General features: G+C 72.8%; 12 protein-coding genes. 2 read left to right on the top strand and 10 right to left on the bottom strand.

Annotated elements, in window-relative coordinates; translation table 11 throughout:
- Positions 1–4 precede the first annotated feature (4 nt).
- The 10 genes from ACFUVW_RS00935 to ACFUVW_RS00890 form a co-directional block, all read right to left on the bottom strand.
- The gene (locus ACFUVW_RS00935) at positions 5–1,315 is read right to left on the bottom strand and encodes an alpha-L-fucosidase (RefSeq protein ID WP_430569467.1); all 1,311 of its coding nucleotides are present in this window, start codon (positions 1,313–1,315) and stop codon (positions 5–7) included.
- Entirely contained in the window at positions 1,312–2,154 is an 843-nt protein-coding gene (locus ACFUVW_RS00930) for a carbohydrate ABC transporter permease (RefSeq protein ID WP_430569466.1), read from the bottom strand. Before ACFUVW_RS00930 ends, ACFUVW_RS00935 begins: the two co-directional genes overlap by 4 nt.
- Positions 2,154–3,143, bottom strand: coding sequence for a carbohydrate ABC transporter permease (locus ACFUVW_RS00925; protein ID WP_430569465.1), 990 nt, complete (start codon positions 3,141–3,143; stop codon positions 2,154–2,156). The genes ACFUVW_RS00930 and ACFUVW_RS00925 overlap by 1 nt, the downstream gene beginning before the upstream one ends.
- Positions 3,144–3,146: 3 nt before the next feature.
- A complete protein-coding gene (locus ACFUVW_RS00920; RefSeq protein WP_430569464.1) occupies positions 3,147–4,562 on the bottom strand; it encodes an extracellular solute-binding protein in 1,416 nt (471 codons plus the stop codon).
- 179 nt (positions 4,563–4,741) lie between these two features.
- Positions 4,742–5,917 carry an ROK family protein gene (locus tag ACFUVW_RS00915; protein WP_430569463.1) on the bottom strand — a complete coding sequence of 392 codons (1,176 nt, stop codon included), beginning with the start codon at positions 5,915–5,917 and terminating at the stop codon, positions 4,742–4,744.
- Positions 5,918–6,227: 310 nt separating this feature from the next.
- The gene (locus ACFUVW_RS00910; RefSeq protein ID WP_430569462.1) at positions 6,228–6,677 is read right to left on the bottom strand and encodes an RbsD/FucU domain-containing protein; all 450 of its coding nucleotides are present in this window, start codon (positions 6,675–6,677) and stop codon (positions 6,228–6,230) included.
- Position 6,678: 1 nt separating this feature from the next.
- Positions 6,679–7,557: a fumarylacetoacetate hydrolase family protein gene (locus ACFUVW_RS00905; protein ID WP_430569461.1), complete on the bottom strand. Its 879-nt coding sequence runs from the start codon at positions 7,555–7,557 to the stop codon at positions 6,679–6,681.
- Positions 7,558–7,643: 86 nt separating this feature from the next.
- The gene (locus ACFUVW_RS00900) at positions 7,644–8,663 is read right to left on the bottom strand and encodes an aldo/keto reductase (RefSeq protein ID WP_430569460.1); all 1,020 of its coding nucleotides are present in this window, start codon (positions 8,661–8,663) and stop codon (positions 7,644–7,646) included.
- Entirely contained in the window at positions 8,660–9,442 is a 783-nt protein-coding gene (locus ACFUVW_RS00895) for an SDR family NAD(P)-dependent oxidoreductase (protein WP_430569459.1), read from the bottom strand. Before ACFUVW_RS00895 ends, ACFUVW_RS00900 begins: the two co-directional genes overlap by 4 nt.
- Positions 9,439–10,347, bottom strand: a complete 909-nt coding sequence (locus ACFUVW_RS00890; RefSeq protein WP_430569458.1) for an amidohydrolase family protein — start codon at positions 10,345–10,347, stop codon at positions 9,439–9,441. Before ACFUVW_RS00890 ends, ACFUVW_RS00895 begins: the two co-directional genes overlap by 4 nt.
- A 161-nt stretch (positions 10,348–10,508) precedes the next feature.
- On the opposite strand from ACFUVW_RS00890, the gene ACFUVW_RS00885 reads away from it, so the two are divergent.
- Both ACFUVW_RS00885 and ACFUVW_RS00880 read left to right on the top strand, forming a co-directional pair.
- Positions 10,509–11,828, top strand: coding sequence for an alpha-L-fucosidase (locus tag ACFUVW_RS00885; RefSeq protein WP_430569457.1), 1,320 nt, complete (start codon positions 10,509–10,511; stop codon positions 11,826–11,828).
- Positions 11,829–11,962: 134 nt separating this feature from the next.
- Positions 11,963–12,895 (top strand): helix-turn-helix domain-containing protein, encoded by a 933-nt coding sequence (locus ACFUVW_RS00880; RefSeq protein WP_430569456.1) that lies wholly within the window; start codon positions 11,963–11,965, stop codon positions 12,893–12,895.
- Positions 12,896–12,910 lie beyond the last annotated feature (15 nt).

Here is a 12,910-nt window from a genome sequence, read left to right as displayed (position 1 = left end):
GTGCTCAGTCCTCCGGGTAGTCGGTCGGCGCGCTGTAACCCTCGGGCACCACCGGCACGGTCCGGTGGCCGGTCCGGTACACCAGCACCTCCCCGAGGCGGGCGTCCGGGCCCTCCAGCTCGATCTCGAGCTCGCGCGACGCGGGGGCGTCGACGACGTGCAGCCGTCCCGCGCCGACCGTGCCGCCCTCGGCCACCACGGTCTCGCCGAGTCGGACCTCGTGACGCGTGACCCGCTGGCCGGTCGTGAGGTCCTCCCGGAGCAGGACGTGGTCGAGCTCGACGGGCTCGTCGCCGAGGTCGGCGCGCCAGGTGGAGTCCCCGGTCCGGGTGACGGCTGCCGTGACGGGGTCCCCGAAGCGCGCACGGACCTCGTCACCGAACGCCGTGACCACCGCGGCGTCCGCCGGGTCGATGCGCCCGCGACGGTCCGGCGGGACGTTGAGCAGCAGGTTCGCGCCCAGGCCGACGGACCGGTAGTAGATCGCCAGCAGGTGCTCCAGCGACTTGGGCTCGTCGTCCTCGGCCCAGAACCAGCCGCGGCGTACGGACACGTCGCACTCCGGGGGCAGGTAGAGCGCCTCCGCGAACTGCGTCGTGACGACCGTGTAGTTGCTCATCTGCGTGTGGTGCACCACGTACTCGACGGGGTCGCTCGCGAGCCCGTCCTCGTTGCCGACCCACCGGATCGTCGGGGCACCCATGTTGAACACCATCGCCTGCGGCTGGTGCGCGTGCGCGACCTCCATGATGCGCGCCCAGTCGTAGGAGTACCCCTCGGAGCCCGCGCCGTCGAACCACAGCTCGACGAGCGGCCCGTACCGCGTGCAGAGCTCGGTGAGCTGGGCGACGTAGACGTCGGCGTACGCCTCCGGGTCCTGGTAGGCCGGATGGTTCCGGTCCCAGGGGGACAGGTACAGGCCGAGGCCGATCCCCGCGGCGCGGCACGCCGCGGCGACCTCGGCCACCACGTCGCCCTTCCCGTCGCGCCACGGCGACGAGGCGACGGAGTAGTCGGTGGTGGCGGTCGGCCACAGGCAGAACCCGTCGTGGTGCTTCGCGGTGAGCACCACGTACGTCGCGCCCGCGGCCACGGCCAGCGCCACCCACTCGTCGGCGTCGAGCTCGGTCGGGTCGAACGACGACGCAGGCAGGGAGCCGTCGCTCCACTCCTTGGCGTGGAACGTGTTGATGCCGAAGTGGAAGAACATGCCCACCTCGAGCTGCTGCCAGCGCAGCTGTTCCGCCGTGGGCACGATGACGTCCTTGGCCGCCTGCGATGCGACGTCCTGGACGACGCCCGGGTTCGAGGTCACTTCACTGCTCCTGATTCCACACCCTTGAAGAAGTACCGCTGCAGTGCGACGAAGAGCACGAGGATCGGCACGATGGCGATGATGGACCCGGCCATGGTGACGCGCGGGTCGTACGAGAGGGACGAGGCCGCGAGGCGCGACAGGCCGAGGGAGAGGGTGTACAGCTCTTCCGACCGCAGCACGATGAACGGCCACAGGAAGTCGTCCCATGCGGCGATGAACGAGTTGATGACCACGACGACCATCGCGCCCCGTGCGGCAGGGAGGTAGATCTTCCAGAACCGGCGGAGCTCGCCGGCGCCGTCGAGCATCGCGGCGTCCTCGACCTCGTTCGGCACGGCGCTGAACGCGGCCCGCGTGATGAGCACGTTGACCGCCGAGATCGCGCCGGGCAGCCAGACGCCGATGAACGAGTCGTCGAGGCCGAGGTCGGTGATCTGGGTGTACAGCGAGACCATGATCGACTCGAACGGGAACATCATCGAGATGATGAGCACCCAGTAGAAGACGCCGCGTCCGCGCCACCCCTGGCGCGACAGCATGTAGCCCGCGAGCGTCGGGAAGACGACCTGCGAGAAGACCGTGAGCAGGCACATCATGAGGCTGTTGCGGATGTACGTGCCCATCGGCACCTGCTCGAACACGGTCTGGTAGGCCGCGAAGGTCGGGTTCGCCGGGAAGAAGGTCGCGCTGCTCCCGTACAGGGCGTCCTGCGGTCCCTTGAGCGACGAGAAGAACTGCCACAGGAGCGGGCCCACGGAGATCGCGAGCACGACCAGCAGGAGGACGTACCGCGTCACGAGGGCGCGGGTGCGGCCGTGCGTGCGCCACCAGGTCATCAGTCCTCCTCCTTGGAGCCGAGCTTGTGCGACGCGACCGCGAGACCGATCGTGAGGACGAACAGGGCGACGGAGATCGCCGCGCCGTAGCCGACGTTCCCCGAGATCGGGTCGAGCGCGACGTCCCGGATGTAGAACGGCAAGGTCCGTGCCTGGCCGCCGACGCCGCCCGTCGCACCGCCGAGGATGTAGATCTCGGTGAACACCCGCAGGGAGCCGATGCCCGACATGATGCCGACGAGCAGCATCGTGAGGCGGACGCCCGGGACGGTGACGTGGACGAACTGGCGGAACGTGCCGGCGCCGTCGAGCGACGCGGCCTCGTACAGGTCCTTGGGCACGCTGGCGAGGGCGGAGAGGTAGAAGATCATGTACCACCCGAGGCCCTTCCAGACGGTCAGCGCGACGGCCGTGAGGAGCAGCAGCGTCGTGTCCGACAGGAAGGGGATCGGGGAGTCGATGATCCCGACCTGCTGGAGCGCCGTGTTGATCGGCCCGCTCTCGGAGACGAGGTTCTGCCACACCAGCGCGACCGCGACCATCGACGCGACCACGGGCGCGTAGAACGCCGTCCGGAAGAACCCGATGGCCGGGACCTTCTTGTACACGAGCTGCGCGAGCATCAGCGGCAGGACGACGAGCAGCGGGACCGCGACGACCGCGTAGAGCACCGAGTTGCGCACCGCGAGCCAGAAGGCCGGGTCCGCGACCATGCGCGAGTAGTTGTCCATGCCCACCCAGTCGCCGCCGCCGCCGAGCGGCCGGGCGTCCGTGAAGGACAGCAGGATGGTGTTGAGGAACGGGAAGACCCCGAACACCCCGATGACGATGATCGCGGGCGCGACCCACAGCCACGGGGTCCACCAGGGCCGGTAGAGCGCTGCGCCCGAGGACGGACGAGGACGGCGGGTGCGCGTCCGGCTGGGCCGGGTAGCCCTGGCCGCCGGCTCACCGGGGGCCAGGGTTCCCGCGTAGACGTCGGTCGCCATCGGTCAGCCCTGCTGCTCGAGGATCCGGTTCGCGGCGTCCTCGGCGGCCTGGAGCGCCTCGTCGGCAGGCTTCTTGCCCGAGATCGCGAGCTGGAGCTCGGAGACGACCGCCGTCTGCACGGCGTCGGACCACGCGAAGATGAAGGCGTTCTCGGCGTCGGTCGCCGCCTCGACCGACAGGCGGTTGGCCTCGTCGAGCGGCGAGTCGCCGGTGATGTCCGTGAACTTGGGGATGTCCAGGGACTCCTCGGTCGAGGGGAAGTTGGAGACCAGCGGGCTGGACACGAACTCCGTCTGCCACTCCGGGCTCAGCAGGAACTGCGCGAAGGCGACAGCCGCGACGGGGTTCTTCGACGTCGACGGGACACCGATGAGCTGCCCGTCCTGGAACGCGTGGCCGCGGGCGTCGAACAGCGTGCCGACACCGGTGACGTCGTAGGTGGCCTCGTTGGTGTCCTTCACGTAGCGCAGGAACGAGGCGTTGGTGGAGCCCCACACGACGTCGCCGGCGGAGTAGAGCTGCGTGACGTCCACGTCGCTCGACAGCGTGTCCTTCGGCAGCGCCCCTTCCGCGTACAGCTCGGCGTACTTCGTCAGCCACTCCTGGATCTTCGGGTCGTCCGCGAACGTGAACTCGGTCTCGTCCGCGTTCGTGATCTCGGCGTTCATGAGCTGCCAGTCGTTCGGCACGTGCGTGTACGGGTTCGCCGGGAACGCGTAGTACTCGCCGCCCGACTTCTCGGCGATCTGGCTCGCCATGTCGAGCTGCTCCATGACGGTCGACGGCGGGGCCTCCGGGTCGAGGCCGGCGTCCTTCATGAGGTCCTTGTTGAACGTCTGCAGGCCGTTCAGGCCCCAGTACCACGGGAGGACGTAGTGGTCGTCGTCGCCGGGGAACTTCTGCGACTCCCACACCGACGGGATGAAGGGCTCACCGATGTCCTCCGGGCCCTTGGTGGTGAGGTCGAGCAGGAAGTTCTCGCGGTAGAGCGCGTAGGCCGTCGTCTGGTTGAGGTTGACGACGTCGGGCAGGTCGCACGACTGCGCGTTGGTCACGAGGCGCTGGGTGAACTCGGCGTCGCCCGGGTCGTCCTGCCACTTCACCGTGACCTCCGGGTACTTCTCCTCGAAGGCCGCGATGAGCTTCTCGAAGTACGGGCTGAAGTCCTGCTTGAGCGCCGTGGTCTGGAAGGTGATCTCGCCCGACGGCTCCCCCGACAGCCGCTCGTCGGAGGTCACCTCGTCCGACAGCTCGCACCTGCCCGCCATGGTGGGCTTGCCGTTGGCGGCGACCTCGCCGGAACCGCCGCCGATACCGCACGCCGACAGGGCGAGGGAGGCGACGACGACGCCGGCGACGCCGCTCGTGAGCGTGCGACCGCGGCGGCGCGATCGGGACGTGAGGGTGTGAGTGCTCATTCTTTTCAGCCGTTCCTCGTGAGGTGTCTACCCGACGGTGGGCCGGACCTGGAGGCGGTCCGTGGTGATCCACAGGTGTGGCGGTCGGTGCCGTCGCTCGAGGTCGTTCTCGGGCGACGTGCCGTGGTGGGTCGTGCGTGATGAGTCGTGCGTGATGAGTCGTGCGTGGTGGTGTCTCGTCAGGGCCCGCGCAGCTCCGGCCAGGTCCGGACGGGGGCGGCGACCGCGCCGATCCCGTAGACGGACTCCCGCGCGGCCTCGCGCAGGAGGGTCAGTGCGCCGCGGACCACACCGCCGGGGCCGAGCGAGGACGGCACCACCTCGGTCCGCAGCGGGGACTCCGCGCGGAGCAGCTCCTCGACCTCCGCGGCGAAGCGCTCTCCCCCCGCCGTGCCGACCGTCCCGGCGAGGACGACGCGGTGCGGGTCGACGACGGTGGCGATCGTGGTGACGACGACGGCGACACGTCGCGCCGCCTCGCCGCGGAACGCGCGGAGGGCCTCGCCCGGGTCGTCGTCGTGGAGCGCCTGCTCCGGCGTGGTGCCGGCGAGTCCCCACCGGTCGAGCACGTCCTGGAGCGCCGCCGAACCGACGAAGCTCTGGAAGCCGGCCGACGACGAGCCGAGCCGGCCGCCGCCCGCCGTCGGCGCGAGGCCGATCTCGCCCGCGTACCCGTGCGCGCCGCGCAGCAGCGTGCGGTTGACGACCGTCGAGGCGCCGATGCCCTCGTCGAGGCGCAGGAGGGTGAAGCTCTCGACGCCGGTCGCGTTGCCGCTCTCCGCCTCGGCGAGGGCGGCGAGGTTGACGTCGTTCTCGAGCGCGACGGGGCACCCGAGCCGTGCGGCGAGCCGGTCGCGCTGCCCCGCGCGCCACGCCGGGTGCCCGGAGACGAAGTCCATGTCTCCCTGGGGGTTCACGACACCGGGCGTGCCCGCGAGCACCTGCCACAGGTCGGACGGGTCGATGCCTGCCTCCGCGCACGCGGCCGCGACCGCCTCCGCCACGGTCTCGACAGGATCGTCACCGTGCTGCGGCACGCGGACGTCGGCCAGCGCGGCCCCGGAGAGGTCGGACACGACGGCGTGCACGAACCGGCCCGGCTGCATCTCGACGCCGGCGACGTGGCAGAGGTCGGTCACCGCGCGGAAGTGCACCGCGTTCGGCCCCCGCTGGGCCGACGACACCTCGCCGACGGGAGTGACCAGCCCGGCCTCGATGAGCCTGACGACGAGCTCGCCGGTCGACGGCTTCGACAGGCCCGTCGCCTTGCTGATCATGGCCCGGGAGGCCGACTGGTGCTCGAGCAGGAGGTCGACGACCATCCGCTCGTTCACCGACAGGGGCTTCCGCATCATCGCGACCATCTCGTCCGGGCGGCCGGACGGCCGCGGTGGTTACTTTTAGCCAGCCTACCTGATGATTAATCGCCAGCACAGCCCTCGGGGGCAGAAAGATCGGATGATCGCCGTCGGCAGGCGGTGCGCAGCATGCCGCGCCTCGGCGAGACTGCAGGTCAGAAGCCTCGTACGGTCACGGGCCCGGCAGGCCGAGGTCCCGGCTTTGATCTGGGCGGCCGAGGGCGGCGAGCGTCGGGGCAGGACGACGCGATGCCCCGATTCCTCTGACGAATCGGGGCACCGCGGGGTTGACAAGCGTCTTCCGCCGCTACGTCGCGGGGGCGCGGACGCCGATCGTCAGCAGCAGGTTGGCGTAGACGCGCTGGTCGCCGGTGGCGACCAGGACGGCGACGTCGTCGGACCGGGCGGCGTCGTAGAACGCGAACCGGTCCAGCTCGTCCCAGCCGACGTCGGGCCCGAGCATCGCGCGGTAGCCGGTGTGGGCGGGGATCTCCTCGCCCGCGGCGACGACGTCGCCCGCCACGCCGCCGGGCACCATGACGGCGGCGGACTCGACGGGCACGGCGTCGAGGAGCACCTCGAGCACCTGGTCCACGGTCAGCAGGCCGGGACGCAGGTTGAGATGCACGCGCGCCGCGCCGGGGCGGGCGCCCGTGGAGTGCGGGTAGTTCGCGTCGGCGAGCAGCACCCGCGACCCGTGCCCCGCCGCGGCGAGCGCCGCGACGAGGCCGGGGTGCAACAGCTCGTAGCGGAGCACGTCAGGCGAGGGCCGACGTCGTGGCCGGGACCGGCGCGGAGGCGAAGGCGTGCCGCTGGCGGCCGAGGCCGTCGATCTCGACCTCGACGACGTCGCCGTCGGCCAGGTACGGGAAGCGGCCGGACAGCGCGACGCCCTCGGGGGTGCCGGTGCAGATCAGGTCGCCCGGCTCGAGCGTCATGTACTGCGACAGATGGTGCACGATCTCGGCGACGCCGAAGATCATGTCGGTCGTCGACGAGTCCTGGCGCGGCTCGCCGTTGACGGACGACCGCAGCCGCAGCGCGCCCGGGTCCACCTCGTCGGCGGGCACCAGCGCCGGGCCCGTCGGCAGGAACGCCGGGCCGCACTTGCCCTTCGACCACTGGCCGAGCGAGTCGTCGAGCTGCCAGGCGCGCTCGCTCACGTCGTCCACCACGGTGTACCCGGCGACGTGCCCCAGCGCGGCCTCGGGCGACGGCAGGTAGCTCGCCTGCGTCCCGACGACGATCGCGAGCTCGACCTCCCAGTCGACCTTCTCCGCGCCGGGCGGGATCGGCACGGTGTCGTCGGGGCCGACGACCGTGTTGGGGTGCTTGAAGAAGATGATGGGCAGGCGCGGCGGCTCCGCGCCCGACTCCCGCGCGTGCGCGGCGTAGTTCTGGCCCACGCAGACGACGGCGGCGGGTCGCGCGATCGGCGCTCCGACGCGCAGGGCGTCCGCGCCGTCGAGCACGGGCAGCTCGCCGGCGGCGAGCGCGGCCCGGGTGCGCCCGATGCCGTCGGCGGCGAGGAAGGCCCCGTCGACGTCGGCGGTCAGCGGTCGCAGGTCGTAGGTGGCGCCGTCGTGCGTGACGGCGGGGATCTCCTGGCCCACCGGGCCCAGGCGGAGCAGCTGCATCGATGTCCTCTGTTCTCTCTGGGGGGCGACTCGATCATGCGCCCGGGTCGCGTCCCGGTCACATCCGTCCCGCCATGCGATATCGCCTAGGAGGCGAAGGTGTCGGGGTGCGCCTCGGGGGCGAGCAGCCCCCGGCCCACGAGGTCGGTCCACAGGTCGGCGGGGACGACGGCGGCGTGCCGGTCCGCGGTATGGCGCACCTGGTCGGCGGTGCGCAGCCCGACGACCGTGCTCGCGACCGCGGGGTGCGTGCGCACGTAGGCGAGCGCGGCCTGCGGCAGCGTGACGCCGTGCTCGGCGCACGCGGCGGCGATGCGCCGCGTGCGGTCGAGCAGGGCCGCGGGGGCAGGCGCGTAGTCGTAGGTCGCGTCGTCGGGCACCACGTCGCGGGCCAGCAGCCCGGAGTTGTACACGCCGGCGACGACGACGGACGCGCCTCGCGCGGCGGCCGTCGGCAGCAGGTCCGCGAGCGCCGGTTGCTCCAGCAGCGTGAACCGGCCCGCGCACATCACCACGTCCACGTCCGCCTCGGCGACGAACCGGGCGAGCATCGCGGACTGGTTCATCCCCGCCCCGATCGCGCCGACGACGCCCTGCTCGCGCAGCTCCACCAGCGCCGGGACGGCCTCGGCGAACGCCTGCTCCTCGTGGTCGTCCGGGTCGTGCAGGTACACGACGTCGACGCGGTCCAGGCCGGTGCGCTCCAGGCTCGCCTCGAGCGACCGCAGCACGCCGTCGCGGGAGAAGTCCCACACCCGCCGGGTCGCGGCGGGCACGTCGAACATGTCCGGGTCCTTCTCGTGCGCCGTCTCCGGGGAGGGCACGAGCAGACGCCCCACCTTCGTCGACACGGCGTACTCGTCGCGCGGGCGGCCGGCCAGGCTCGCCCCGAGGCGACGTTCCGACAGGCCCAGCCCGTAGTGGGGCGCCGTGTCGAAGTAGCGAACCCCGGCCTCCCACGCGGTGTCGAACGCCTCCTGCGTCTCCGCGTCCGTCGTCGCCCGGTAGAGGTTGCCGGCCTGCGCCGCCCCGTAGCCGAGGCTCGTGAGGCGCACCCCGGTCCCCCGGACCTCCCGGGTCGGCAGCACGGTCCCGCTCGCGGTCATGCCTGCTCCGGCGGGCGCACGCGCAGCTCGTGCATGCCGCCGTCGACCGCGAGGGCGGTGCCGGTGGTCGCGGTGGCGAGCGGGCTCGCAAGGTAGCAGACGGCGTGCGCCACGGCCTCCGGGCTCACCAGCTTGCCGGTGGGCTGGCGCGCCTCGAGGGCGGCGCGCTCGGCCGCCGGGTCGGGGGCGGCGTCGAGCAGCCGGCCCACCCACGGGGTGTCCACCGTGCCGGGGTTCACGCAGGTGACGCGGATGCCCTCGCGCACGTGGTCGGCCGCCATCGCGAGGGTCAGCGCCTGCACGGCGCCCTTGCTCGCGGAGTAGAGGGCGCGCTGCGGCAGGCCGGACCAGGACGCGATCGACGCGGTGTTCACGACGGCGGCGTGCTCCGACGCCCGCAGGTGCGGCAGCGCCGCCCGCGTCACGCGCACGATGCCGAGCACGTTGACGTCGAGCACCCGCAGCCACTCGGCGTCGTCGTTGTCCGCCACGGTGCCCTGCGCGCCGATCCCGGCGTTGTTCACGACGACGTCGATGCCGCCCATCTCGGCGGCGGCGCCCTCGACGGCGGCGCGCACGGCGGCGTCGTCGGTGACGTCGGCGACCTGGGAGCCGGCCCCGTCGGGCACGCCGTCGCGCGTGCGGTCGATCGCGACCACCTGCGCGCCGCGCGCGAGCAGGGCGCGCACGACGGACGCGCCGATGCCGGACGCGCCCCCGGTCACGATCGCGCGGACGCCGGCGAACTCCGGCGGGTTCTCGAGGGGGGCGGTGCTCACGGGTGCTCCTTCGTGCGGGTGGTGAGGTGATCGACGTCGAGGCCGTACGTGGCGACGGCGGTGCGGCCGCGCACGGCGGCGCGCTCGTCGCCGGACAGGGGCGCGAGCAGCTCGTCGGCGGCGGCGAGCCAGCGCCCGTAGCCGGACGCGAGCAGGCAGACGGGCCAGTCGCTGCCGAGCAGGAGGCGGTCGGGGCCGAAGACGTCGAGCGCGTGGTCGGCGGCGGGCCGCAGGTCCTCGGTGGTCCACGTGTCCCACCGCGCCTCGGTGACCAGCCCGGACAGCTTCGCGACGACGTTCGGCCGGGCGGCGAGCGCCGCCAGGTCGCGGCGCCAGGCGTCCAGGGCGGTCGGATCGTCGCGCAGCGCCGCGATCGGCGGCTTCGCCAGGTGGTCGAGCACGAACCGGACGTCGGGCAGGGCCGCGGCGAGCCGCGCGCACGACGCGAGCTGGTCGGCCCGCACGACGAGGTCGAACGGCAGGCCCGCGGCGCCGACGCCGGCGATGCCGGCGTGCACGTCGGGGCGGTCCAGGTAGTCGGGACCCGGCTCCGCCTGCACCATCGTGCGGATCCCGACGAGGCGGTCGCCGCCCGGCGCCTCGCGCAACGCGGCGAGGCGGTCCTCGAGCGCCGGGTCGAACAGGTCGGCCCAGCCGACGACACCGGCGACGCGCGCGGCACGACCCTCGGGCGAGGCGGCGACGTCGAGCAGGTCCTCGGTCTCGGCCCAGGTGCTCACGCTCTGCACGACGACGGTGGCGTCGACGCCGTGCGCGGCGGCGGGCAGGTCGGCGGGCGTGAAGTCGGCGTCGATGGCGGCCATGGTCGCGGGGTCGATCCAGTCCTGCGGGTGCCGCGCGCGGACCCACAGGTGGTGGTGCGCGTCGACGACGACGTCGGACATCCGGACTCCCTCGACCTGCGGACTGATTCATCCAATGTATAGGGCCTCAGATCGCTTGCGCCAGCCCCGGTCTCCCTGAGTACCCTCGGACTGCACGCCCAGACGTCATATCTCTCCCGGCTCTCGAGCCGGGTCCACCCGCTCGACGAGGAGTGATCCGCATGACCACGGCCGCCCCGCCCCTGCGCCCCGAGCAGGCGTGGTTCACCGAGGCCCGCTTCGGCCTCTTCGTGCACTTCGGTCTCTACTCCGCGGCCGCCCGGCACGAGTGGGTGATGAGCTTCGAGCGCATGACCGTGGAGCAGTACGCACGGTACGCCGAGGTGTTCGACCCCGACCTCTTCGACGCGCGCGCCCTGGCGCGCGCCGCCAAGGACGCCGGCATGAAGTACGTCGTGCTGACCACCAAGCACCACGACGGCTTCGCGCTGTGGGACTCCGCCGTGAGCGACTACAGCATCGCCCGGACCCGCGGCCGCGACCTGGTGGCCGAGCTGGCCGAGGCCGTGCGCGCCGAGGGCCTGCACCTCGGGCTCTACCACTCGCTCATCGACTGGCACCACCCCGACTTCACGCTGGACCACGTGCACCCGCGCCGCGACGACCCGGACGCCCACGCCCTCGACGAGGGCCGGGACATGGCGCGCTACCGCGAGTACCTGCACGCGCAGGTGCGCGAGCTGCTCACCGGCTACGGCCCGGTCGACTACGTCTTCTTCGACTTCACCTTCGCCGAGGACAAGGACGGCTGGCGGGGCAAGTACCCGGAGGACTGGGACGCCGAGGCGCTCCTCGCCATGGTCCGCGAGCTGCAGCCCCAGGCGGTGGTCAACGACCGCCTGGGCATCCCCGGCGACCTGGTGACGCCCGAGCAGTACCAGCCGGACGCGCCGATGCGTGACGACGCCGGCGAGCTCGTCGTCTGGGAGGCGTGCCAGACGCTCAACGGCAGCTGGGGCTACGACCGCGACAACACGAGGTTCAAGGACCCGGACCTGCTGGTGCGGATGCTCGTGGACACGGTCTCCAAGGGCGGCAACCTCCTGCTCAACGTCGGGCCGGACGGGCGCGGCGCGCTGCCGGCGCGCGACGCCGCCTCGCTGGCCGTGCTCGGGGAGTGGATGCGCCTGCACGGCCGGTCGATCACGGGTGCGGGGCCGGCCGACGCCGACCTCGCCGCCGCGGTGGCGCCCGGGCTGCCGCCCGGCGTCGTGCTCACCCAGCGCGCGGACCGCCTGTACCTGCACCTGTTCGCGTGGCCGTTCGGGCACGTCCACCTGCGGGGCCTGGCCCCCCGGGTGCGGTACGCGCAGCTGCTGAACGACGGCTCCGAGCTGCGGACCTCGGTCTCCGACCCGGACCAGAAGGCGTGGAACACCAACCCCGGCGGGCAGCCGCCCGGCACGCTCACCCTGCACCTGCCGACGGCGCGGCCCGACGTCGCCGTCCCGGTGGTGGAGCTGTTCCTCGACCCCGCCTGACCTGCGGCCCGCCGCCGCGCCTTGAAACGCCCTCGGGCGCGGGCTACGGTCGGCCGCGCGGGCGTCGGCGCCCGCACGGACGCCGACGCGGTGGTCGCTCCGGGGAGGTCGCGGGGACAAGGAGGTGGACGCGGATGTCCGGCACGCTCGCCACGCACGTCACGCCGAGCTTCGAGGCCTACCGGGCCGCGGTGGCCGGCGTCTTCCTCCCGCTGCGCCTGACCAGCAGCTCGCCCGACTCGTTCCGCGGGGTGCTGCGCGCGGTGACCGTGGACGACGTGCACGTGAGCGACCTGCAGGGCGGCCAGCACGTCGTGGAGCGCACCGCGCAGCTCGCGGCGCACGACGAGCACCCCTCGTTCAAGGTGAGCCTCATGCTGGCGGGCAGCGGGCTGCTGGTGCAGGACGGCCGGGAGACGGTGCTGCGGCCCGGCGACCTGGCCGTCTACGACACCCGGCGGCCGTACACGCTGGAGTTCGGGCACGAGTTCCGCTCGCTCGTCGTGATGTTCCCGCAGAGCCGCCTCGAGCTGCCCGCGGCGCTGGTCGAGCAGCTCACGGCGGTGCGGCTCGGCGGCGACGCCGGGGTGGGCGCGATCGTGACGCCGTTCCTCACCCACCTGTGCGACCACATCGAGCAGCTGGCGCAGGCGTCGGGCACCCGGCTCGCGCACAGCACGCTCGACCTCGTCTCGACGCTGTTCGCCGCCGAGCTCGGCCGTTCCGCGCGCGTGGACCCGCACGAGGAGCTGCTGGGGCGCATCCGCGCGCACATCGAGGAGCACCTGGGCTCGCCCGACCTGACCCCGGCGTCGATCGCCGCCGCGCACTTCATCTCCACGCGGCACCTGCACGCGCTCTTCCAGGAGACGGGGTCCACCGTGTCCGCCTGGATCCGGCGGCGCCGCCTGGAGCGCTGCCGCCGCGACCTGCTCTCGCCCCGCCTCGTCGACGTGCCGGTGTCCGCGATCGCCGGGCGGTGGGGCTTCGCCGACGCTGCCCACTTCAGCCGGGCGTTCAAGGCGGAGTTCGGCCTGCCGCCGCGCGAGTACCGCGCGGCGCACTGACGCGGCGGCGGCCGT

This window comes from Isoptericola sp. NPDC057391 (genome assembly GCF_042668085.1).
In the GTDB taxonomy this organism is placed as follows: Bacteria; Actinomycetota; Actinomycetes; order Actinomycetales; family Cellulomonadaceae; genus Isoptericola.
This window is presented reverse-complemented; position numbering and strand designations above follow the sequence as displayed.

What these genes read in the sequence shown, in the direction of transcription:
- ACFUVW_RS00880 (WP_430569456.1), top strand. Translation starts at nt 11,963, where the DNA reads ATGTCCGGCACGCTCGCCACGCACGTCACGCCGAGCTTCGAGGCCTAC.
- ACFUVW_RS00920 (WP_430569464.1), bottom strand. Translation starts at nt 4,562, where the DNA reads ATGAGCACTCACACCCTCACGTCCCGATCGCGCCGCCGCGGTCGCACG.
- ACFUVW_RS00900 (WP_430569460.1), bottom strand. Translation starts at nt 8,663, where the DNA reads ATGACCGCGAGCGGGACCGTGCTGCCGACCCGGGAGGTCCGGGGGACC.
- ACFUVW_RS00930 (WP_430569466.1), bottom strand. Translation starts at nt 2,154, where the DNA reads ATGACCTGGTGGCGCACGCACGGCCGCACCCGCGCCCTCGTGACGCGG.
- ACFUVW_RS00890 (WP_430569458.1), bottom strand. Translation starts at nt 10,347, where the DNA reads ATGTCCGACGTCGTCGTCGACGCGCACCACCACCTGTGGGTCCGCGCG.
- ACFUVW_RS00915 (WP_430569463.1), bottom strand. Translation starts at nt 5,917, where the DNA reads ATGATGCGGAAGCCCCTGTCGGTGAACGAGCGGATGGTCGTCGACCTC.
- ACFUVW_RS00885 (WP_430569457.1), top strand. Translation starts at nt 10,509, where the DNA reads ATGACCACGGCCGCCCCGCCCCTGCGCCCCGAGCAGGCGTGGTTCACC.
- ACFUVW_RS00905 (WP_430569461.1), bottom strand. Translation starts at nt 7,557, where the DNA reads ATGCAGCTGCTCCGCCTGGGCCCGGTGGGCCAGGAGATCCCCGCCGTC.
- ACFUVW_RS00925 (WP_430569465.1), bottom strand. Translation starts at nt 3,143, where the DNA reads ATGGCGACCGACGTCTACGCGGGAACCCTGGCCCCCGGTGAGCCGGCG.